Annotated in this window: 15 protein-coding genes; 5 read left to right on the forward strand and 10 right to left on the reverse strand. The window is 64.5% G+C overall.

Annotation, left to right across the window (positions count from 1 at the left end; all coding sequences use genetic code 11):
- Nucleotides 1-674 (forward strand): SGNH/GDSL hydrolase family protein (locus tag Y706_RS23690; RefSeq protein ID WP_043434856.1); only part of this gene is annotated, 674 nt, incomplete at its 5' end.
- A gap of 173 nt (nucleotides 675-847) precedes the next feature.
- On the opposite strand, the gene Y706_RS0104870 is transcribed toward Y706_RS23690, so the two are convergent.
- From Y706_RS0104870 to Y706_RS0104890, 5 genes are all read right to left on the reverse strand, one after another.
- Nucleotides 848-2,569, reverse strand: coding sequence for an ABC transporter ATP-binding protein (locus Y706_RS0104870; RefSeq protein WP_028275694.1), 1,722 nt, complete (start codon nucleotides 2,567-2,569; stop codon nucleotides 848-850).
- An 11-nt stretch (nucleotides 2,570-2,580) separates the two neighbouring features.
- Nucleotides 2,581-3,576: an ABC transporter permease gene (locus Y706_RS0104875; RefSeq protein ID WP_028275695.1), complete on the reverse strand. Its 996-nt coding sequence runs from the start codon at nucleotides 3,574-3,576 to the stop codon at nucleotides 2,581-2,583.
- Entirely contained in the window at nucleotides 3,566-4,495 is a 930-nt protein-coding gene (locus Y706_RS0104880; RefSeq protein WP_018773796.1) for an ABC transporter permease, read from the reverse strand. Before Y706_RS0104880 ends, Y706_RS0104875 begins: the two co-directional genes overlap by 11 nt.
- Before the next feature lie 223 nt (nucleotides 4,496-4,718).
- Nucleotides 4,719-6,359, reverse strand: coding sequence for a peptide ABC transporter substrate-binding protein (locus Y706_RS0104885; RefSeq protein ID WP_028275696.1), 1,641 nt, complete (start codon nucleotides 6,357-6,359; stop codon nucleotides 4,719-4,721).
- Nucleotides 6,360-6,664: 305 nt separating this feature from the next.
- On the reverse strand, nucleotides 6,665-8,491 hold the full coding sequence (locus Y706_RS0104890; protein WP_028275697.1) for an ABC transporter ATP-binding protein: 1,827 nt from the start codon (nucleotides 8,489-8,491) through the stop codon (nucleotides 6,665-6,667).
- 78 nt (nucleotides 8,492-8,569) lie between these two features.
- On the opposite strand from Y706_RS0104890, the gene Y706_RS0104895 reads away from it, so the two are divergent.
- Nucleotides 8,570-9,199 (forward strand): PH domain-containing protein, encoded by a 630-nt coding sequence (locus Y706_RS0104895; RefSeq protein ID WP_028275698.1) that lies wholly within the window; start codon nucleotides 8,570-8,572, stop codon nucleotides 9,197-9,199.
- Nucleotides 9,200-9,223: 24 nt separating this feature from the next.
- Here the strand turns inward: Y706_RS0104895 and Y706_RS0104900 are convergent, their stop codons facing one another.
- The 4 genes from Y706_RS0104900 to Y706_RS0104915 all read right to left on the reverse strand — a co-directional run bounded on the left by Y706_RS0104900 (nucleotide 9,224) and on the right by Y706_RS0104915 (nucleotide 15,002).
- Nucleotides 9,224-10,342, reverse strand: coding sequence for an ABC transporter permease (locus Y706_RS0104900; protein ID WP_028275699.1), 1,119 nt, complete (start codon nucleotides 10,340-10,342; stop codon nucleotides 9,224-9,226).
- A gap of 26 nt (nucleotides 10,343-10,368) precedes the next feature.
- Nucleotides 10,369-11,910: an ABC transporter permease gene (locus tag Y706_RS0104905; protein WP_028275700.1), complete on the reverse strand. Its 1,542-nt coding sequence runs from the start codon at nucleotides 11,908-11,910 to the stop codon at nucleotides 10,369-10,371.
- 179 nt (nucleotides 11,911-12,089) lie between these two features.
- A complete protein-coding gene (locus Y706_RS0104910; protein WP_028275701.1) occupies nucleotides 12,090-13,871 on the reverse strand; it encodes an ABC transporter family substrate-binding protein in 1,782 nt (593 codons plus the stop codon).
- Nucleotides 13,872-14,297: 426 nt separating this feature from the next.
- Nucleotides 14,298-15,002 (reverse strand): class I SAM-dependent methyltransferase, encoded by a 705-nt coding sequence (locus tag Y706_RS0104915; protein WP_028275702.1) that lies wholly within the window; start codon nucleotides 15,000-15,002, stop codon nucleotides 14,298-14,300.
- A gap of 344 nt (nucleotides 15,003-15,346) precedes the next feature.
- On the opposite strand from Y706_RS0104915, the gene Y706_RS30645 reads away from it, so the two are divergent.
- On the forward strand, nucleotides 15,347-15,775 hold the full coding sequence (locus Y706_RS30645; RefSeq protein ID WP_343213034.1) for an alpha/beta fold hydrolase: 429 nt from the start codon (nucleotides 15,347-15,349) through the stop codon (nucleotides 15,773-15,775).
- A gap of 957 nt (nucleotides 15,776-16,732) precedes the next feature.
- On the opposite strand, the gene Y706_RS23695 is transcribed toward Y706_RS30645, so the two are convergent.
- Nucleotides 16,733-17,353: a hypothetical protein gene (locus Y706_RS23695; protein ID WP_043434864.1), complete on the reverse strand. Its 621-nt coding sequence runs from the start codon at nucleotides 17,351-17,353 to the stop codon at nucleotides 16,733-16,735.
- A 261-nt stretch (nucleotides 17,354-17,614) separates the two neighbouring features.
- On the opposite strand from Y706_RS23695, the gene fdh reads away from it, so the two are divergent.
- Nucleotides 17,615-20,890, forward strand: coding sequence for a formate dehydrogenase (fdh, locus tag Y706_RS0104935; protein WP_253906690.1), 3,276 nt, complete (start codon nucleotides 17,615-17,617; stop codon nucleotides 20,888-20,890).
- Nucleotides 20,891-21,901 (forward strand): 4Fe-4S dicluster domain-containing protein, encoded by a 1,011-nt coding sequence (locus Y706_RS0104940; protein ID WP_028275706.1) that lies wholly within the window; start codon nucleotides 20,891-20,893, stop codon nucleotides 21,899-21,901.
- Nucleotides 21,902-21,931: the final 30 nt, after the last annotated feature.

Consider the following 21,931-nt stretch of genomic DNA (forward strand, 5'->3'; position numbering starts at 1 on the left):
CCCCCGCCGCTCTGCCGAGCGGCTCGACCTACCGCAATCCTGCCAACGGCCGCAACGAGATCATCGTCAAGGACACCAGCAATGTCGCCGTGCTGATTGGCGACTCGCAATCGGAACCTTCCTACGGCTGGCCCAGGCAAGGTCTGGCCGCTGCTGGGTACAAAGTCTTCTTCTGTGGCCGGGGCGGCACCGGTTTCGTGGCGTCCAACGGCAGGACCGGCAACTACATCGACGCGCTTCAGCGCGGCGACTGGAAACTCCCGTACGGCACTCCTCCCCTCGTGGTGATCGAAGGCGGCGGGAACGATGCCGCACGCGGCGCCTCCGACGCGCAGATCGTCTCCAACGCGGAACGGCTGATCGCCAGCATCCAGCAGCGTTACCCCGCGGCCCGGATACTCATGGTCGGCACACTCGGGCGCGGCGCCCACTACGGCGGAGGACGCCGGAGCGAGGTGGACGCGCTTTTGGGGCGGGTGGCGGACCAGCACGGGCTGTCGTTCGTCAGCGCGGGCGACTGGCTCACCCGGTACAACCTGACGGGCTCGATGGCGGACCGGGTCCACCTGAACCGGCAGGGCCACGCGGCCCTGGGCGCCGTTTTCGGCCAGCGGCTGCAGTCCCTGGGGTTTGACTACGCTGACCCCGCCATGCTCGCCGGTTTGTCCCACTAACGCAGATTTGTCCCCCCGGCGCAGGCGCCGCTAACGCAGGCACCGCCAGCGCACGGGCCGCAGCACAACAAAGGAGCCGGTGTCCGCCCCGAGGGGAGGACACCGGCTCCTGTACTGCCAGCTGCTAAGCGCTGCTGGCGGCGGACTTCTTCAAGCCCTCAGGAAACGGCCGCTCAGGCCACGTCCATTTCCGGCGGCAGCATGAGGCCGGCGCCGGGGATGGCGTTGAGCAGCGCCCGGGTGTAGTCCTGCTGCGGCGACTCGAAGACGTCGTCCGTCGAGCCTGTTTCCACCAGCTTGCCCTTCTCCATGACGCACACACGGTCGGCGATCTGCCGGACCACCGCGAGGTCGTGGGTGATGAACAGGTAGGTCAGGCCGAGCCGGGACTGCAGTTCGGCGAGCAGGTTCAGCACCTGCGCCTGTACCAGCACATCCAGCGCGGAGACGGCCTCGTCGCAGATGATCACTTCGGGGTCCAGGGCCAGGGCGCGGGCGATCGCGACCCGCTGGCGCTGGCCGCCGGAGAGCTCGTTGGGGTACCGCTGCATGGTGGACTGCGGCAGCGCCACCTGGTCCAGCAGCTCCCGGACCTTCTTCTCGCGGCTGGCCTTGTCCCCGATCTTGTGGGTCCGCAGCGGTTCCTCGATGGTCCGGAAGATGTTGTACATCGGGTCCAGGGAACCGTACGGGTCCTGGAAGATCGGCTGTACCCGGCGCCTGAAGGCGAAGAGCTCCTTGCTGTTCAGCGTGGAGGTGTCCACGCCGTCGAAGATGATCTTGCCGGAGGTCGGCGTCAGGAGGTTCAGGACCATCTGCGCCACCGTGGACTTGCCGGAACCCGACTCCCCCACGATCGCCGTCGTGGTTCCCCGCTTGACGTTGAAGGAGATGTCGTCGACGGCGGTGAAGTCCGTGGACTTGCCCAGGCCCGAACGCAGCTTGAAGACCTTCCTGAGGTTCTGGATCTGCAGGACGTCGTCGGACTTGGCCGGCTCAACCACGCCGGTCTCGCTCGGGGCGAGCATGTCGTCGGTTTCCACGCCGAGTTCCTTGGCCGCCTGGATGCGCCGGGACGCCAGCGACGGCGCCGACGCGACCAGCCGCTGGGTGTACGGATGCTGCGGGTTCTGCAGCAGCTCCAGCGAGGGCCCGGACTCGACAACCTGGCCGCGGTACATGACCACCACCTGGTCGGCACGCTCGGCGGCGAGGCCGAGGTCGTGCGTGATCAGCAGCACCGCGGTACCCAGTTCCGTGGTCATCTTGTCCAGGTGATCGAGGATCTGGCGCTGCACGGTCACGTCGAGCGCCGAGGTCGGCTCGTCCGCGATGAGCAGGCGCGGCTGGCAGGCGAGCCCGATCGCGATCAGCGCGCGCTGGCGCATGCCGCCGGAGAACTCGTGCGGGTACTGCTTGGCGCGGCTGCCGGCGTCCGGCAGCCCGGCCTGGGACAGGACCTTGGCGACGTCGTCGGGGCCGCTCGGGAGTCCGTTGGCCTTCAGCGTTTCGCGGACCTGGTCGCCGATCTTCCACACCGGGTTGAGGTTGGACATCGGGTCCTGCGGGACCATGCCGATGCTGTTGCCGCGCAGTTCGATCATCCGCTTTTCGCTGGCGTTGGAGATGTCCTCGCCATCGAACAGGATCTGGCCTGCCGCGACCCGCCCGTTGCCCGGGAGCAGGCCGATAGCAGCCAGCGCGGTGGTGGACTTGCCGGAGCCCGACTCGCCCACAATTGCGACGGTTTCGCCCGGCATGACGGTGAGACGGGCGTTGCGGACGGCGTTGACCTCGCCGTTGCTGGTGGTGAACCCGATGGCCAGGTCCTTGATTTCAAGCAGCGGGCGCTCAGTGGCGTACTCAGCTTCCTGGAAGTCAACAGAGGCGCTCATGGTGTCCCCTTTCATCGCTTGCGGGCTTTGGGATCGAGGGCATCACGCAGGGCGTCGCCCAGCATGATGAAGCTCAGGACGGTGATGGACAGCGCGATGGCCGGGTAGAGCAGCGGCATCGGGTTGGACCGGAGCGAGGCCTGCGCCGCCTGGATGTCATTGCCCCAGGACATGACGCTGGGCGGCAGCCCAATGCCCAGGAAGGACAGCGTGGATTCGGCCACGATGAACGTGCCCAGGGAGATGGTGGCCACGACGATGATCGGGGCCAGCGAGTTCGGCATCACGTGACGCATAAGGGCGCCGAACTTCGAGACGCCAAGCGACCGGGCGGCCGTGACGAAGTCGGCGTTCCGGACCTCAATGACGGCGCCGCGGGTAATGCGGGCAATCTGCGGCCAGCCGAAAATGACCAGGATGAGCACCAGGGTCCACACGGTCTTGTTCGTCCGGAACATCGGCAGCTGCATCATCACGATCGCGCCCAGGATCAGGGGCAGGGCGAAGAAGATGTCATTGATGCGGGCCAGGACGGAGTCGATCCAGCCGCCGTAATAGCCGGCGACGGCACCCAGGATGCCGCCGATCAGCAGCACTCCGATGGTGGTGAAGAGGCCCACCGTCACCGAGGACCGCGTACCGAAGATGACACGGGCGTAGACGTCGCAGCCCTGCTGGGTGAAGCCCAGCGGGTGGCCCGCGGCCGGGCCCGCATCGGAGTTGGCCAACTGGCAGGCCTCCGACGTGGGGTCGATCTGCGAGAACATTCCCGGGAAGACGGAGACCGCGACGACCACCAGGATCAGGAACGCGGAGATGAGGAAGAGCGGCTGCTTGCGCAGGTTCTTCCAGGCCTCGCCCCACAGGCTCAGCGGTGCGGCTTCGTCCTTGACCCGGTCCGTTACCTGGAGCGGGGTCTCGGAGACATCGGCCACGAAGTGCTCGGTCCGGCGGGCCGGGCGGCGGGAATCGGCGTGCCGTGCGGTGGTGGTGTAATCAGGAGTCATAACGGATCCTCGGGTCAAGCCAGCCGTAAAGCAGGTCAACGAGCAGGTTGGACAGGCAGTAGATCAGCACCAGGACGGTGACGATCGAGACCACCGTGGGCCCTTCCCCGGACAGCACGGCCCGGTAGAGCCGGTTGCCTACGCCCGGGACGTTGAAGATGCCTTCAGTGACGATTGCGCCGCCCATCAAGGCACCGAGATCGGCGCCCAGGAACGTAATGACGGGAATCAGGGAGTTGCGCAGGATGTGCACGCGGACCACCTGGAACCGGGAGAGGCCCTTGGCGGTGGCGGTGCGGACGTAGTCGGCGTTCATGTTTTCGATGACGGACGTGCGGGTCAGGCGCAGGACATAGGCGAACGATCCCAGTCCCAGCACGATCGCCGGCAGGATGAGGTCCGGGATGGTCGCCGCGGAGCTGACGGTCGGCTTGGCCCAGCCGAGCTGGACTCCGATGGTGAACTGCAGCAGGAAGCCCAGGACGAAGATCGGGATGCCGATCACAACCAGGGACGCGACCAGGACCGTGGCGTCAAAGAGCTTGCCCTTGCGCAGGCCGGCGATAAGGCCGAAGACGATGCCGAAAAAGGCCTCGAAGATCAGCGCCATGATGGCCAGCCGCGCCGTGACGGGGAAGACCTCGCCGAGCACGGCGGCGATGGGGCGTCCGGAGAAGTCCTGGCCGAGATCAAACGTGAAGATGCTCTTGAGGTAAAGCAGGTATTGCATCCAGAACGGCTGGTCCAGGTGGTACTGCATGCGCAGCTTGGCTGCGACCGCCTCGTTCACCGGCTTGTCGCCGAACAGGGCCACGATGGGGTCACCGGGCAGGCTGAAGACCAGGAAATAGACCAGCAGTGTTGCGCCCAGGAAGACGGGAATCAGTTGCAGGAAACGCTTGAGGATGTATGTCGACATCAGCGAGTCACACCCTCGTTGGCAGGCATCCTGTCCAGGGATGCGGCGGAGTTGTTCATCAAAGAACCTTTTCACTATGGATGCAGGCCGGCGCCGGTTTGCTCACGGCGGCAGGGCTGCGAAAAGTTCGCCCGAAAGAGCCGGGCACCAAGAAAATAAATGGAGGGGAAACACGACGACGGCGGAGGCCCCAGTATGGGCGGCCCCCGCCGTCGTTTTGTTGTTACTTACCGGTTACGTTGTAGTACAGCGGGACGCCGTCCCAGCCGTAGTCGACGTTGGAGACCTTGTCGCTCCAGCCGCCCTGGGCAACCTGGTACCACAGGGGGATGGCCGGCAGATCCGTCAGGAGGATCTCCTGGGCCTTATTCATGGCCTTGTTGCCGTCGCTGACCGAGGCGGCGTTCAGGCCGTCGGAGATGGCCTTGTCGAACGTCGGGTTGGCGTAGCTGGCGTCGTTGGAGCCGGCACCGGTCTTGTAGATCGGGCCGAGGAAGTTGTACAGCGACGGGTAGTCTGCCTGCCAGCCGGCACGGATGGAGCCGGTGAGGGTCTTGGCGGTGGCGTCGTTGCGGGCTTCCTTGAAGGTGGCGTACGGCTTGCCTTCAACCTTGATGCCGAGCGTGTTCTTGAGCTGGTTGACTACTGCCTCAACCCAGGCCTTGTGTCCGCCCTTGTCGGCGTTGTAGGCAATGGTGAACGTCTTGTTCGCGTCCCACTTCTGGATGGCGTCGGCCTTGGCCCAGGCTTCCTTGGCCTTGTCGGCGTTGAAAGTCAGGTTCTCGGCTCCGGCGATCGAGTCGCTGTAGCCGTCAAGCACGGGGGCCGTGAAGTCCTTGGCGGGCTGGCGTGCGCCGTTGAAGATCACCTTGGTGATCTCTTCGCGGTTGATCGCCATGGAGATCGCCTGGCGGCGGAGCTTGCCGGCCTCGCCGCTCCATTCCGGCAGGTATTCCGGGATGGCGATGGTCTGGTTGCCGGCGTACGGCTTGTTGATGGTGCGGTCGCCGAGGTCAGACTTGAAGTTCTTCAGCGCGCTGGTCGGGATGGTCTGCAGGATGTCCAGGTTGTTGGACATCAGGTCCTGGTACGCCGAGTCGTCGTTCTGGTAGATCTTGAACGTTACGCCGGCGTTCTTGGCCTTGCGCGGGCCGTTGTAGTCCGGGTTCGGAACGAGCTGGATCTGCACGTTGTGCTGCCAGCCGCCGTCCGCGAGCTTGTACGGACCATTGCCGACCGGCTTCTCGCCGAAGCCCTTCGGGTCCTTCAGGGCACCGGAGGGAACCGGAACAAACGCGGTGTAGCCAAGGCGAAGCGGCCAGTCAGATTCCGGCTGCTTCAGTTCGACGGTGAACGTCTGGTCGTCAACGACCTTCAGGCCGGACATGGTCTCAACCTTGGAGCCTTCTGCGCTGGCTTCGTCGTAGCCCTTGATGCTTTCGAAGAAGCCACCGCTGAGCTGGGCGTTCTTGGCTGCGGCGCCGAAGTTCCAGGAATCGACGAAGGACTTGGCCGTGATGGCCTCGCCGTTCGTGAACTTCTGGCCCTTCTTGACCTTGATGGTGAAGTGCTGGCCGTCCTTGCCCTCGATGGACTCGGCGAGTTCGTTGACCGGCTTGCCGCTGGGGTCGTAGCTGACCAGACCCGCGAAGATCATGTCGATGACCTTGCCACCGCCGACTTCGTTGGTGTCGGCGGGCATGAGGGGACGCTGGGGTTCGGAGCCGTCGGCGAGGATCACTTTGCTGGTGTCGCCGCCGGTACTGCCGCTACCGGTCGCGGAGCCGCTGGCACCGCATCCGGTCAGGGCGAGGGCGGCGATAGCCACCATGCCCAGTGCTTTGGAAGTGCGCGAAAAACGCATTCCGCCTCCTATGAGTTGTGGGAGTTTGTGAGGGAAAAACTTATGCTTCCCCGTAAGCAGGCACAGGGGTATCCCCTGTGACGTGGCCTACATATGGAAGTAGCCTAGCCCTAAACCGTCCAAATGTTGGAACTCTGTTGCCAAACCGTGATCCGACAATCTCATGACGATTAACGTCAAGTGGAGGGTATTTCAAGTCACACGCTACTGACTGGTAGTATTCGCCCGCAGTGTGACCTGGGTTACTCGCGCTTAACTGGAATCTGCCGGTTTTCGGCCCCGTTCCAGCCCCCTCGGGGTAAGCCTCAGCTGGCCCCTGACAGCAGCTGCGCGCGCAGTTCGCGGCGCTCTCGCTGCCTGTCCGGATCCGGCAGCGGAACCGCCGCCAAAAGCCGCTGGGTGTAGGGCTCCTGGGGATTGCGGAGGATCTGGTCGCGGGTCCCCTGCTCCACGATCCTGCCGCGCTGCATGACACAGATCCGGTCCGCGAGCACGTCCACCACCGCGAGGTCATGGGTGACGAAGAGGCAGGCGAACCCCAGTTCCTTCTGCAGGTTCTGGAACAGATCGAGCACCTTGGCCTGGACTGAGACGTCGAGGGCGGAGGTGGGCTCGTCGGCGACCATCAGCTTGGGCTTGAGCGAGAGGGCCCGCGCGATCCCCACGCGCTGCTTCTGCCCGCCGGAGAGCTCGTGCGGGTAGCGGTTGCGGTAGTCGCGCGGCAGCTCGACCTGGTCCAGCAGCGCCTCAATCCGCCGCTGCAGGTCGGCGCCCTTTGCGGCCCGTGCCAGGAACATCGGCTCCCCGATGCTTTCCCCGATGGGTAGCCTGGGGTTCAGGGACGACGACGGATCCTGGAACACCATGCCGACATGCCGGCGCATCTCGTGGAGCTGCCGGCCGTTCCTCTTGGCTGCTGAAATGTCCTGCCCGACTACCCGCATAGTGCCTGCCGCCACCGGCAGCAGGCCGACGGCGGCCCGGCCGATGGTGGTCTTTCCGGAGCCCGACTCGCCGACGAGACCGACCACCTGGCCGGGATAGATGACCAGGTTGGCCCCTTCCACGGCACGGAAGGCCGGCACCCGGCCCTGCTTTGGGTACTCGATGGCGACATCGGTGAGCTCCAGGACCGGCTCGCCCTTCGGCTTGGCCGCTTCGGCCGCGGCCAAGGCAGCGGCGTTTTCGCGCTCCCGCCGGATCAGCTCGTCTTCCGGAATGGAGAGGATCTCGACGTGGGTCGCGGCGGCGAGGGCGGCGGTGACGTCCACGTCCGCCGTGGAATCCGCGCCACCCTGACCCAGGTGCGGGACCGCAGCCAGCAGCGCCTTGGTGTACTCGTGCTGCGGGTTGTGGAAGATCTGCGCTGCCGTGCCCGTCTCCACGATCAGGCCCTTGCGCATGACGGCGATCCGGTCGGCGAGGTCGGCCACCACTCCCATGTCGTGGGTGATGAGCACAATGGCACTGTCCAGTTTGTTCCGCAGGTTGCGCATGAGGTCAAGGATTTCGGCCTGGACGGTCACGTCGAGGGCCGTGGTCGGCTCATCGGCAATGAGCAGCTTCGGGTCGCAGGAGAGCGACTGGGCGATCATGGCGCGCTGGCGCTGGCCGCCGGAAAGCTGGTGCGGGTAGGACCGGAAGGCCTTCTCCGGATCCGGCAGTTCGACAAGTTCCAGCATGCGCAGGGCCCGGAGCCGGGCTTCTTCCGGGGAAACTTCGTTGTGCAGACGCACAGTTTCAACAATCTGCGACCCCACGGTGTACACCGGGTTCAGGGCCGTCATCGGCTCCTGGAAGATCACCGCGACGTCCTTGCCGCGCACCGCGCGGATATTGGCCTCATTGCTCCCCAGCAGCTCACGGCCGGCGAGCTTGACACTTCCTGTCACACGGCTGTTACTGGGCAGCAGACCCAGCAGCGCCATTGAACTGGCGCTCTTTCCGGAGCCGGACTCCCCCACGATGGCGAGTACTTCGCCGGCCCGGACCTCGTAGTTCAGGCCGATCGCTGCCGGGACCCATTTCTTGTCCACGCCGAAATCCACGCTGAGATCCCGGACCTCCAGGACAGTTTCGCCTTTGCCAGGCACAGGTGACGCCGGCGGATCGAGGGTGATGAAGTCAGTCATGTTGGGCTATCCTTCCGCCCGGGCCGCCGGTGCACCGGGGATTAGTGCTGCGGCTCGGAATACTGAATTATTGGGGGCATGAGCTCTACGCCGCACGCCGGAAATGTTGAAGTCTTCAAAGCACGAACCAACAAGTGGTTCGCGTTGCTCTCCTGGGCGGTGGCCGCGTTCGGTGTCGTGGTCACGGTAGTCATGGCGGGTCCGGGGGCGCTGGGCGGCATCGCCCCGCTGGCCTTCATTGCCTTCATGGGCTGGCAACTGTTCTGGATGCCGTCCGTTGTAGTCCACGATGCCGGCGTCACCCTGGAGAATCCGTTCCGCTCGATCGAGGTGCCGTGGGCAGCGCTGGTGCACGTCGATACCCGTTTTGCACTGACGCTGGTCACCGCCCGGAAGAGCTACACCTCCTGGGCCGCGCCCGCCCCCGGTATCTGGGGCGGCCGCCATGCCCGCCCGGAGGACCTCCACGGCCTGCCGGCAACCACTTACGGTCCCGGCAAGTCGGTCCGTCCGGGAGATCTGAAGACCACGGACTCCGGCCAGGCTGCCATGATGGTGCGGGCGCGGTGGCATGACCTCGTGGAAGGCGGGCAGCTCGCCGCAGGCGACGCCGCCAGCACCGCGGCAACGGTGACAGTCCGCTGGGTGGCGATTGGCGCCGTCGTACTGCTCCTGGCGGCAAGCTACCTGGCGATTACCGCCGGTTAGAGCGGTCGTGCAGGGGGCCGGCATCTACTGGCCCCGTGTTCCGTCAGACGGCCCGTCGTTGCGGGGATCCTCAGGCGCCGAGGCGCCAAGTCCGGTGACGGTACCTGCCTGCACCGCGGCACCCCCATGATCGGCCGCCTTCTTGGCATTGAACTTCTTCTGCCGTGGGTCAAAGGCGTCCCTCAGGCCGTCGCCGATGAAGTTGATGCTGAGGCAGATGAGCACAATGAACATGCCCGGGAACCAAAAGAGCCAGGGCCGTGTGGCGAAAGCCTGCTGGTTCTGGGAGATGAGCAGGCCCAGTGACGTGTCCGGGGCCTTGACGCCGACGCCGAGGTAGCTCAGCGCCGTCTCGGTGAGGATCGCGGCGGACATGGTCAGGGTCACGTTCACGATCAGCACGCCGACAGCGTTGGGCAGGATGTGCTTGAAGATGATCCTGGCGTTGCTGGCGCCGGAAATCCGGGCCGCATCCACGAACTCGCGTTCGCGCAGGGACAAGAATTCGCCGCGCATCAGCCGGGCCAGGGCGACCCAGCTGATCAGGCCCAGGAAGATCCCGAGGGCCAGAACGCCGTTGGTGCTGGCGAAGGAGGCGAACCAGCTCCCCTGGTCCCGGCGGCCGGCGAGGGCGGCCATGACGGCGGCCAGCAACAGGGCCGGAATGATGATGATGACGTCGGTCAGGCGCATCAGGATGGCCTCGGACCAGCCGCGGAAGTAGCCGGAGATGGCACCGACCACGACGCCGATCAGGCCGGCGATGAGGCCGATCACGATCATGATGGTGATGGACTGCTGCGCGCCGCGCATGGTCATGGCGAAGAGGTCGCGGCCGATCCGGTCCTGGCCGAACGGATGTTCGCCCCAGGCCAGCGGCCACAGCGAGGAGGTGGGCGCGCCGCCGTTGACCAGTGGCGAGACTTGCGTGTGGGAGTACTTCCACCAGCCGGGGATTCCCAGGTAGCCCACCGAGGTGAAGGCCAGGATGAAAATGAAGGCGAACACCACGAGGCCGATAATGGCGCCGGAGTGTCCGAGGAACCGCTTCCGGACGATCTGGCCCTGGCTGAGGCCCTTGGCCTCAAGGACCGGCTCAACGCCGGCCGCGGCTGATATCCGCGAGGCTTCGTCTTCGGCCATGATTACTTCCTGCTGACTTGGCTGGCTCATGCTTTTACCCTTACGCGCGGATCCAGTGCGGAGTAGGCGAGGTCCGCGATGAGGTTGAAGACCATGGCCGTGATGGCCACGCAGATGAAGACGCCCATGACCGGGTTGGGATCGGTGTGCGCGATCCCGTCCAGGAACAGGAAGCCCATGCCGCGGACCGAGAAGACGGTTTCGGTGATGACGGCACCGCCGATCAGCGCCCCAATGTCGAAGGCCACGATCGTGGCGATCGGGATCAGTGCGTTGCGGAAGGCGTGGCGCATGATGACGGTCCGCTCGCTCAGGCCTTTGGCCCGGGCCGTGCGGATGTAGTCCATGTTCATGATTTCGAGCATCGAGGCCCTGGTGAAGCGGGTGTAGCTGGCAAGTGAAATGAGGATCAGGGCCAGGGTGGGCAGGATCAGGTGGGTGAAGGAGTCAAGGCTCAGGACCCAGAAGTCGCCCTGGATGTTCGGCGTGCTGGCACCGATGGTGGCGATCGGCCGGCCGCGCACACGGCTGTTGTTGAAGTAGCTGGGCCACGCCTGCATGTACCGGTCCAGCAGGATCAGGAAGCCGACCAGGAACGAGGTGATGGCTGCCGCCCGCATGGACTGCCCGCGGTCGTAGCCCCCCACCAGGTAGCCGATGCCCATGCCGATCAGGACGAAGGCGACCGCCAGGAGCACGATCATCAGGAATGTGGCCTCATTGAGCAGCGGCTGAAGGAGGAAGTAGAGCACGACCCCGACGCCGACGGCGATCAGGGCCGACTGCAGGGCCTTGCGGTTTTTCAGCCCGGCGGAGAGCAGGGTCACGGCGAACGCGATGCCGACACCGGCGATGGCGATGACCACGGGGCCCAGGCCCGGGGTCTTGAACCATTCGGTGGCGGAGAAGTAAATGAGCACCGCGGTGACGAAGGCGAAGGCGACGGCGCCGGCCAGCAGCCGGCGCCGCATGGTGCCGCCCGCCGCGACGGCTGTCACTGCGCCGACGACGACGCCGATCCCGAGGGCCGCGGGCAGCGGCACGTCGGGGTTGCGCAGGAAGTCGTTGAAGCCGATGGCGCCGAATTCCTTGAGCAGGACGGCGACCCAGAAGATCGGCAGTGAGAAGAACAGGAAGGCCATGAACGTCACGCCGTAATCCAGGGTGCTGTACTGCCGCAGGGCGGTGACGATGCCCAGGGTGATGCCGATCAGGATGGCGAGCACCGTTGCCGCGGTGACGAGGGTCAGGGTCTGGACGAGCGCGAAGCCGAGGGCTTCGGTGATGGGCTGACCGGCGATGTTTTTCCCGAGGTCACAGGAGTTGGCGAACGGAACGAGGCACTGGACAGCGCCGCCGAACCATTTGAAGTACCGCAGCGGGGCCGGTGTGTCCAGCTGCAAGAGCTCGGTCCTCGCGTCCATGAGCTGCTGCTTCTGGGGCGTGGGGTTGGCGCGGAATTCCTCGAGGGGATCGCCGGACGCCGCTGTCAGGAGATATACGAGGTAGGACGCACCGAGAAGGATGAGGGCGGCAGTCACGAGCCGCCGGAAGATGTAGGTCACCATTGGAATAGAACCTCGGAATTCGGGCCCAGGGATTGCCCGGACCGGTCGCGGAGTTTGGCCGGTTCCCGCCGATGTGGCGGCGGGACCACGGCATCGTCAGGGATGTCGCCAGAAAGGCGCCGGGACCGAAGAAGCTGTGGTCCCGACGCCTTTCCAGCAGTGTTACTTGGGGTCGCGGGCTACTTCTGTGCCCATTCCCAGAAGTTCCACCAAACGCCGGTCTGGTTCGGCATGTACTTCACACCGGTGATGCGGTCGCTGTACGCGTCCACGCCAACCGACTGGAACAGCGGCAGGCCGTAGGCCGAATCCCAGATCATCTTGTCGATCTGCGCAACGAGGCCGTCCTGCTTGCTCTTGTCGGTGGTGACAATCAGTTCGTCCATCAGCTTGTCGGCTGCGGGGTCGCTGAACTGGTTGAAGTTGGAGTCGTTGCCGGACTTGAAGATCTGCGGAACGCCGGACACGCCGACACCCGAGTTGCTCCAGCCGAAGATGGTGGCATCGTAGCTGCCGTCACCGAGGGCCTTGCCCCAGTCAGACTTGCCGAGGCCGCCGTCGACGATCTTGAAGCCGGCCTTGGTGGCGGACTCGCTGATCAGGGAGAAAGCGTCAACACGGTTGGGGTTGTCCTTGTTGTACATGATGCGAACTTCGGGGGTGGCGCCGTTGAGGAGCTTCTTGGCACCCTCGATGTCCACACCCTGGTAGGCGGAGGAACCATTGTTCTTGGCCGAGTCGGCGTACGGGGCCTGGTCCGGAACGAAGAGCTGGGAGTCAAGCGGTGCAGCCTTCGGATCCAGCTTCTTGACGATCTTGTCGACGATGTCCGCACGCGGGACGGCCTTCATGAACGCCTCGCGGACGTTCTTGTCGGCAAACGGGCCGGAGTAGTTCAGGTCGATGTGGTCGTACGCGAGCTGGTTGCCGACGTCGACCGTCACGCCCTGGCTTTCGAGTGCCTTGAGCTGCTCCACGGTGTCCGCGGATGCCTGCGGGGCGATGATGTCCGCCTCGCCGTTCTTGAGAGCCTGGACCTGGGCGGGTGCCTCACCGATGTAGCGGACGGTGATTTCGTCCAGATTGGCTTCCGGTCCCCAGTTGTAGTCCTTGTTCTTGACCATGGTCAGGGACTGGTCCTGGTTGATGCTCTTGACGAGGAACGGGCCATTGGAGAGGTACAGGCTCGGATCGGCCGGCAGGGTCTTGGTGTCAAAGCCGGTGTTCCACATGTCCGCCATAGCCTTGAGCTGGGCGTTCGCCGGCTTGGGGGCCTTGGAATCGCCGCGGGGCATGCCCTTCAGCAGGTCAATGAACGCCTTGGTGTCCGCCAGGCCTGCCTTCTTGGCCAGGACGTGGGCGGGGATGTCAATACCGGGGCCGCCGAGGGCGATTTCCCAGTCCGCGAAGGGCTTGGAGTACTTCAGCGTCATGCTGCGGCCGTCGTCACCGAGTTCCGGGAAGTCGGTGAGGGCGATACCGGTGGGGTCACCGGCGTAGGAGAAGTAGGACGTTCCGGTCTTACCTTCCGCGTCGGCGTCGTTGTAGTAACCGGAGAAGGCGGCCCACTGCAGCACAAGGTCGGCTGCGGTAACAGGAGTGCCGTCGGACCACTTCACGCCGTCGTTGATGGTGTACTTCACCGTCAGCGGATCGTCAGAGACCTTTTCCATCTTGCCGAACTTCTCATTGCGGACAACGTTGAGCTTGTTGTCGATGTAGAAGAAGCCCGAGTGCGTGGCGTAGCTGACCTTCGAGTTGATGTCAGTGTTTCCATCGGCCGTGTTCGGGTTGAACGTGTTAAACGCGTTGACCTCTACTACGGTTGCCGATCCGCCTTGCTTGCTTGCTGCCGCCGCAGTGGTCGGGGTTGTCCCGCCGCTGTTGCCCGCGCAGGCGCTGAGGGCGATGGCAGCTGCTGCCGCCACGCCCACTGCTTTGGAAATACGACCCAAGCGCATTCCGCCTCCTTGTTTCTGTGGTGTGGGTGAGACCGGCGCCGAAGGCGCCAGACAGACGTCCACACTCCCCCAGCGGCAGTGTGGCCCGTCTCACATGGCATGAAGCGTAACCCCAAAGACCCTTTGGAGCCACCAAAGTTGACTCACCGTAAAGTTCGTTATGGAGCTGCAACATTGGGCAGGTTCCGCAGGGCCAGCTTTCCCACAAAACGTTGACGCGGCGTAACAAAAGGATAAAAGCGCCGCACACGGGAAAAGCCCCGATCCGAGAATCGGGGCTCCTCCAGTTAATCCTTAATTACTTGGCAGAATTACCGCGCTGCCGGGCGGCGAAGAGCCTCCTTCTCATCAGTTGACCATCGCGACAGGTCGTTGGCGTGAACTTGGGACGGCGGCGGCTCGTGTCCTCACGTCCCTCAGCTGCCATCAGCCGGCTTCGAGGACAAAGAAGATAAAGGACAGGAATGCTGTCTTCTCGCCGGTGAGGATGCGCGGCGGAAGGAGTTCGTGCGGCGTGTCTGGAGATGGCCCTGGTTCGCTCACGGTGGCGACGCGGTATCCCGCCGATGTGAAGGCGTTGATCATCGCGTGAAGTGGTCGGTGCCAGAAAGTCAGAACCGCAGGCACGCCATCGAACTCGTAATCCTCCGAGTACTGCCGGATGGCGAAGTAGTCCTCGGCTGGTTGGGTGATCACGCTGACCGTGGGGTGGTTGACCGACAGGATCAGACGACCGCCCGGCTTCAGCACGCGCCGCAGTTCGGCAAGCGGCGCTGACCAGTCCTCCAGGTAGTGCAGGACCAAGGACGAGACAACGTCGTCGAAGGAGCCATCCGCGAAAGGGAGCGGCTTGCTGAGGTCGGCCAAGTATAGATCCGCGGTTGCGCCCAGTCGCAGTCTTGCAAATTCGAGCATCGCAGGACTGGAATCGAAGCCGGTCATGATCGCGCCCTTCGCGCTCAGTGCCGCGGACAGGGGCCCGGAGCCGCACCCTGCATCCAGGACCCGGTGGCCGTCGACGTCGCCGGCGAGGTCAATCATCGCCGGCCGCTCGTAGTAGGCGTTGAGGAGGCTAGACTCGTTTTCCGCCGAGTAGCTCCCGGCAAAACTGTCATAATGGTCGGCTTTCACGGATCCTCGCTCTCTCGGGTAAACGCTCATGGTCAGTATGGTCGGCCCGATCCTAACAACCTGGCCGTAAAGCCCGTAAGCATCGCCCGTTGATAACAGATTCGGTTTCGTTCGTTGGATCAACGCGGTTGGTCTGTTCTGATGGTCGAAATGATTACCGTGAGCCAGAACGCCTGCGTCGATGGTTTATTGTCGGCGGGTGCAGCAAGACTGAGAACGTGAAGATTGTCCTGATACCGCCTCTGCTCTGCTCTTCCCTCGCTTACGCCCCGGTGATCGATACCGTCTGGACGCGCGGGCAAGTCACTTTGGCCGACACCCGGCAAGACGACACCATTGCGGCCATGGCCGAACGGATCCTCCGCGGGAACGTCGGCGACATTGCTGTTCTCGGAACAAGCATGGGAGGGTACGTCGCCCTCGAAGTCATCCGACAAGCGCCAGATCGCGTCACCGCTCTCGCACTCGTAAGCACGTCCGCCCGAGCCGACTCCGCGGAGCAGCTCCAAGCGCGGGCGCGCCAGTCCGTGCTCGTTGAAGGCGGGCATTTCGAAAAGCGCTGCCCACGGCCCGGTTCACCGTCGTCGAGGGTGCCGGCCACTTCCTGTTCCACGAGCAGCCCGCCGCCGCACGGGACGCCGTTAGCTCCTGGCTTGAGTCCGCCTCATAACCAACCGTCCGTGAAGCCCTCACCCGCTCGCAAAAGCGATAGCCGCCAAGAACACGTGTTCTTAGCGGCTATCGCTTTTGGCCTCAAGCAGATCAGAAACTAGACGTTGAAGCGGAACTCCACGACGTTCCGTAACGAATAAACGTCTCCGCCACCAGCGGTGCACGGTCGAGGACCTGTGGATTCAGGCCGCCGTTGGCAACCGCTGGCCCGCGATCTTTCCGCAACCCGCCCGCAGCATAGAACACAAGTCTGCTTTGAACTCCCTGCGCGGCCCTCGTCACACCGCTGCGCAGGTGGTCGGCCAGACGGGTGAACGACTCGGATGTGTTCGGGTGACCCAGCTGGCGCAGCTCGTCCGCGACAACGTCGGCATGCTCAGCGGCGCGGCGATCCTAGCCCGACGGCTTCCTTGGACGGGGCCTGGATGGGTCGGGCCACCACCAGCGATGTCGCGATCGGCGCTCAGCCCTGCGTTGGGCCGCGTCCAGATAGTCCTCGCGCGCCGCATCAAAGACCTCGTGAGGAAGACTCAGCGTTGCACGGCTCAACTGGCGTCCTACCAGCAGATCGCTGATTGCCCCCGGGATCTCCCGCATCCCCCGAGCACCTTTCACGGACCGCCTGAGCTGCACGCCCTGCTCCGTGAGCCGCATCCCCCACGATGAGTCGACCTCAGCAAGGCTGGAACCGACCAGGACCGCTATTGCCGTCTCTACCCGTTCCCGGGAAGGGACGTCGGCCTGCAGCATGTCCCACCCCGGCAGCAGCGCACGGAGCGACGAGGAGCGCCTCCCATCATGCAGCAGGGTCACGAGTGTTGCAGCGTCATCCATGTCTATGCGGTCCACGCCGTTCAGGCTAGCGCACTCCGAGCCGCCACCGCCTCGGGAACAATCACCGTCTCGGAAGAACGTTAAGTTCCCCAACACTTCGACCGAGGATTCCCGGGAGGTACCGGAGCTGACTCAGACGTTAAAGCGGAACTCCACCACGTTCCGTCGCAGAATAACCTCTTCTCCAAGCGGCGGGGAGCCAGCGGGCAGCTGAGCTTGCTGCCTTAGCTGACTCTCCCTCCAGGGGTGCGGGCCCGCAGGGTCGTCCTGTGTCGGTTGGATGCACGGGCAGACTGGACGATCACGACGGTGGCCGCGGCCACAACTCCTACGAACGCCAGGCCCGCAGCGATTCTCGTCGCCCGCCGGGACATGGTGGCCGGGTTGACAGGCTCGGGGGCACCCGCGGGAGCTTCGATGACGGGCACGTCCCAATCGTTCCGGGAGGGGAAGATTCCGGGCGGAAGCTCTTCCGCCCGAAGTTCGCGGCGGGCCGCGAGGCGGTTCCGGACTTCCTGATTCGGAGCGGGCACGACGGCGTCTGCTGCGATCGCAGTGGGGAAATCAAGGAGGTAGGGCTCACCATAGAACGCTGAAGAGGCGACGGATTCTAACCACGTGGCCGGCGGTTCCGCAACGCCGCGCGCGGCGAAGGCGGACCGCAGGCTTTCTAGGATCTCGGCGAGGCTTTTGCCTTCGGAGTCCTTGCTGGCCTCGAAAATAGCAAGTTGAAGCTGCAGCTTCACATCCGCAGCAGGGTCCTTAACGGTGGGGTCCTGCCCGGTAGGGTCCACGGTGAGTGGCGCAGCATTCACGGCGCCGGCCTTGCTTGGGTCAGTGTTCATGGGCTTCCTTTCATCGTGGTTTCCCGTCCCTGGTCCCGGGTGACAGCTACCAGAAATTCTAAAGCGGTGTGGCGGTCAGCGTTATCCGCAATCGCACTCGTTGCGTCCTCCGAGCGGCATTCTCTGTCTGCATTCCCAATAATCGACATAACAAACGGGAAGAAGCTGGCAGGGGGTCTGTTGCGGAAACCATGACACTCGTTCCTCCACAGTCAGTACCCGCCCCTGTTCCCCGGGGCCCTGATTGGGTAGGCTCCTTTCATGGCACGACGCAGTTTTCTTCAGTGGCCGGTCGTCCGGCAGTTGAGTACGGGCGACCTCTTGGGCCGCGGTCCGGCGGTGACATCCCCGCAGACCAGGGCCATTACTCCACGGACGGTCACCGCTGACCGCGTGGTGCAGAGCGTGTGCCCGTATTGCGCCGTGGGCTGCGGACAACTGGTCTACGTCAAGGACGAAAAGGTCGTTCAAATCGAGGGCGATCCGGATTCGCCAATATCCCGCGGCCGCTTGTGCCCCAAGGGCTCTGCCAGTGAACAGTTGGTCAACTCGCCAGGCCGTCAAACCGGTGTGCTTTACCGTGCGCCGCGCTCCACCCAGTGGCAGCACCTGGACCTGGCCACCGCCGTCGACATGGTGGCGGACCGCTTCATCGAGACCCGCCGCAGGACGTGGCAGCAAGAAGACGAGGAAGGCAGGCTGCTTCGCCGCACGATGGGGATTGCTTCGCTGGGCGGGGCAACACTCGATAACGAAGAGAACTACCTGATCAAGAAACTCTTCACGGCTGCCGGTGCGGTACAGATCGAGAACCAAGCCCGCATTTGACACTCCTCCACGGTTCCCAGTTTGGGAGCCTCGTTTGGGCGCGGTGGTGCGACGCAATCACTGCAGGACATGGCCAATGCCGACTGCATCGTCATTCAGGGCTCCAACATGGCCGAATGCCACCCGGTGGGATACCAGTGGGTTGCGGAGGCTAAGGCACGCGGAGCTAAGGTCATCCACGTCGATCCCCGCTTCACGCGTACCTCCGCCGTCGCGGACAAGCACATTCCGATCCGGGCCGGCTCTGACGTCGTCCTTCTGGGCGCCCTGATTAACTACGTCATCACCAATGACCTCTGGTTCAAGGAGTACGTCGGCGCGTACACCAATGCGGCGACGCTGGTGCATGCGGACTACCGCGATGCCGAGGACCTGGGCGGCCTGTTCTCCGGTTTCGATCCGGAAAAAAGGGCGTACGACACGTCGTCCTGGGCGTACGCGGAACAAGGTGAGGGCGCGATTCATGAGCCCGGGCCCAGCCGCGAACACGGCGCCGAAGCGTCCGCCCGTGCTGCCGCCGACACNGGGCCGCCGCTGGAGCATGCCGAAGTTCAGCGGGACGACACCCTGCAAGACCCCCGGACGGTCTTCCAGATCGTCAAGCGGCATTATGCCCGGTACACCCCGGAGATGGTCCGGGACATGTGCGGCATCAAAGTGGCGGATTTCGAGTATCTTGCCCGCAGCATCACGGAAAACTCGGGACGCGACCGGACTACCTGCTTTGCCTACGCGGTGGGTTGGACTCAGCATTCCTTGGGAGCGCAGTTCATCCGGGCCGCGGCGATCCTTCAGCTATTGCTGGGAAACGTGGGGCGCCCCGGCGGCGGGATCATGGCCCTTCGCGGCCATGCCAGCATCCAGGGGTCCACCGACATCCCCACATTGTTCAACCTGCTACCCGGCTACCTGCCGATGCCCAGTGCCGGCCGCCACGACAGCCTCAGTGAATATCTGGCAGCCGTCGGGTCAAAACAGCAAAAGGGCTTTTGGGCCGACGCCGACGCCTACACCGTCAGCCTGCTGAAGGCCTGGTGGGGTGAAGCCGCGACCGCGGACAACGACTGGGCCTATGATTACCTTCCGCGGCTGACGGGGGCGCACGGCACATATGAGACCACTATGAGCATGCTCAAGGACGAGGTGGAGGGCTACTTCATCCTTGGACAGAACCCCGCAGTGGGCTCGGCCAACGGCCGGCTGCAACGGCTTGGCATGTCCCATCTGAAGTGGCTGGTGGTGCGTGACCTGAACATGATCGAGTCGGCCACCTGGTGGAAGGACGGCCCGGAGATCGAATCCGGCGAACTGCGCACCGAGGACATCGAGACCGAAGTCTTCTTCCTGCCCGCAGCCACCCATGTGGAGAAAGCCGGCTCGTTCACGCAGACCCAGCGTCTGCTGCAGTGGCGGCACCAGGCGGTGGCACCGCCCGGGGAGTGCCAGAGCGAACTGCAGTTCTTCTTCGAGCTAGGCCAACGGATCCGGGCGAAGCTGGCTGGCTCCGAGGACGAGCGGGACCGTCCCCTGCTCGACCTGACCTGGGACTATCCCACGGATGAGCACGGCGATCCGGATGCCGAGGCTGTGCTTGCGGAGATCAACGGCCGCCAACTGGCTGGACCGGACGCCGGTAAGCCCCTCTCCGCCTACACCGAACTTCGCGCCGACGGTTCCACGGCCGCTGGCTGTTGGATCTACACCGGTGTTTACGCTGGTGGCTCCAACCACGCTGCCAACCGTAAGCCTGGTCAGGAACAAGGGCCCGTGGCTTCGGAATGGGGCTGGGCATGGCCAGCCAACCGCCGGGTCCTCTACAACCGTGCGTCCGCGGATCCCGCCGGTAAGCCGTGGAGCGAGCGGAAGAAATACATCTGGTGGGACCAGGAGCAAGGAAAGTGGGTCGGCGACGACGTTCCCGATTTCCCGGTGGACCGGGCTCCGGGAAGCCAGCCCGACCCGGCCCTCGGCGGCCCTGCAGCCCTTAGCGGAGATGACCCCTTCATCATGCAGGCCGACGGCAAGGGCTGGCTGTTCGCCCCGAAGGGCCTTGTGGATGGGCCCCTTCCCACCCACTACGAGGCTCAGGAATCCCCCGTGGCCAACGCGCTCTACCCGCAGCAGCAGAGTCCGGCGCGGTTGGTGTTCCCGCACGCGGGCAACTTCAGTGCGCCAAGTGCCGGCACTCCCGGCGCCGACGTGTACCCGTACGTCTTCACCACGTACCGGCTTACTGAGCATCACACCGCCGGCGGGATGAGCCGCTGGCTTCCTTACTTGTCCGAATTGCAGCCGGAGATGTTCTGTGAGGTTTCGCCTGAACTGGCTGCCGAGCGGGGGCTTGAGCCCTACGGGTGGGCCACCATTATTTCGCCCCGCTCGGCCATAGAGGCGAAGGTGCTCATCACTGACCGGCTGAAACCCCTGGCCGTGGGCGGTCACACCGTGCACCAGATCGGGCTGCCCTACCACTGGGGCGTGGGCAGTAACGCCGTCGTCAGTGGCGACGCCGCCAATGACCTGCTTGGCGTGACGCTGGACCCCAACGTCCAGATCCAGGAGTCCAAGGTCGCCTCCTGCGATATCCGCCCGGGCCGCCGGCCGCGCGGGCAGGAACTGCGGGCAATGGTCGCCGCCTATCAGGCGCGGGCGGGACTGACCGCCGAGACCGGCAACCGCGCCATTACCAATCCGATGTTGGAGGACTAGATGGGCCAGCTGTCCGGACCGACCGACCCCACCGCCGATGCCCACTGGGAGCACAGCCATCCGCGGAAGGGCTTTTTCACCGACACCTCGATCTGCATCGGGTGCAAGGCCTGCGAGGTTGCCTGCAAGGAGTGGAACCATAACCCGCAGGACGGCAATCTGGAGCTGCTCGGGTCGTCCTACGACAACACCGGGGCGCTGGGCGCCAGCACTTGGCGTCATGTGGCGTTCATCGAGCAAGGTCAGGACCGCATTGTGGAGGCGCGGGAATCAGGCCGCGCCCTGGTGAGCCTGGGCATGCCGCGTATTGGTCCGCCGGCCACGGCATCGCCAGCTGCGACGGACCTGGCCGAGGCCGACACCACGCCCCCGGACACGGCAGACTTCAGGTGGTTGATGTCCTCCGACGTTTGCAAGCACTGCACGCACGCCGGGTGCCTCGATGTGTGCCCCACCGGAGCGCTTTTCCGCACCGAATTCGGCACCGTGGTGGTACAGGATGACGTCTGCAACGGCTGTGGAACCTGCGTCGCCGGATGTCCTTTCGGCGTCATCGAGCGCCGCGCCGATGGCTCGGTCAAGGTGGCCACCAGCAGGAACGACCAGCACGCCAAGCATCCCGCCGTCCCCAATGCGGGCATCGCTCAGAAGTGCACGCTGTGCTACGACCGGCTTGTCGCGGATGAGACCCCCGCGTGCGCCAAAGCGTGCCCTACGACGTCTATCAAGTTCGGCGACCATGACGACATGGTGGAGACGGCCAGGGAACGCGTTTCCAGCCTGCACGCGCAAGGTCTGACGGAGGCAAGGCTCTACGGTGCGAACGAAAACGACGGCGTCGGCGGAACCGGATCAGTCTTCCTGCTCCTCGACGAACCCGAGGTCTACGGACTTCCGCCGGACCCACGGGTACCCACGGCCGACCTTCCGCAGATGTACCGAAGGGCCGGCATGGCAGTAGCGGGCATGGCCGCGGCAGTTGCAGTGGCATTCCTGGGAGGGCGTGCATGACCCTCTCAGAGTTCGACAGCTTCCGGCCAT

The organism is Arthrobacter sp. I3, assembly GCF_000520575.1.
GTDB lineage: Bacteria > Actinomycetota > Actinomycetes > Actinomycetales > Micrococcaceae > Arthrobacter > Arthrobacter humicola_A.

What these genes read in the sequence shown, in the direction of transcription:
- Y706_RS0104870 (WP_028275694.1), bottom strand. Translation starts at nt 2,569, where the DNA reads ATGAGCGCCTCTGTTGACTTCCAGGAAGCTGAGTACGCCACTGAGCGC.
- Y706_RS0104875 (WP_028275695.1), bottom strand. Translation starts at nt 3,576, where the DNA reads ATGACTCCTGATTACACCACCACCGCACGGCACGCCGATTCCCGCCGC.
- Y706_RS0104880 (WP_018773796.1), bottom strand. Translation starts at nt 4,495, where the DNA reads ATGTCGACATACATCCTCAAGCGTTTCCTGCAACTGATTCCCGTCTTC.
- Y706_RS0104885 (WP_028275696.1), bottom strand. Translation starts at nt 6,359, where the DNA reads ATGCGTTTTTCGCGCACTTCCAAAGCACTGGGCATGGTGGCTATCGCC.
- Y706_RS0104890 (WP_028275697.1), bottom strand. Translation starts at nt 8,491, where the DNA reads ATGACTGACTTCATCACCCTCGATCCGCCGGCGTCACCTGTGCCTGGC.
- Y706_RS0104895 (WP_028275698.1), top strand. Translation starts at nt 8,570, where the DNA reads ATGAGCTCTACGCCGCACGCCGGAAATGTTGAAGTCTTCAAAGCACGA.
- Y706_RS0104900 (WP_028275699.1), bottom strand. Translation starts at nt 10,342, where the DNA reads ATGGCCGAAGACGAAGCCTCGCGGATATCAGCCGCGGCCGGCGTTGAG.
- Y706_RS0104905 (WP_028275700.1), bottom strand. Translation starts at nt 11,910, where the DNA reads ATGGTGACCTACATCTTCCGGCGGCTCGTGACTGCCGCCCTCATCCTT.
- Y706_RS0104910 (WP_028275701.1), bottom strand. Translation starts at nt 13,871, where the DNA reads ATGCGCTTGGGTCGTATTTCCAAAGCAGTGGGCGTGGCGGCAGCAGCT.
- Y706_RS30645 (WP_343213034.1), top strand. Translation starts at nt 15,347, where the DNA reads ATGGCCGAACGGATCCTCCGCGGGAACGTCGGCGACATTGCTGTTCTC.
- Y706_RS23695 (WP_043434864.1), bottom strand. Translation starts at nt 17,353, where the DNA reads ATGAACACTGACCCAAGCAAGGCCGGCGCCGTGAATGCTGCGCCACTC.
- Y706_RS0104940 (WP_028275706.1), top strand. Translation starts at nt 20,891, where the DNA reads ATGGGCCAGCTGTCCGGACCGACCGACCCCACCGCCGATGCCCACTGG.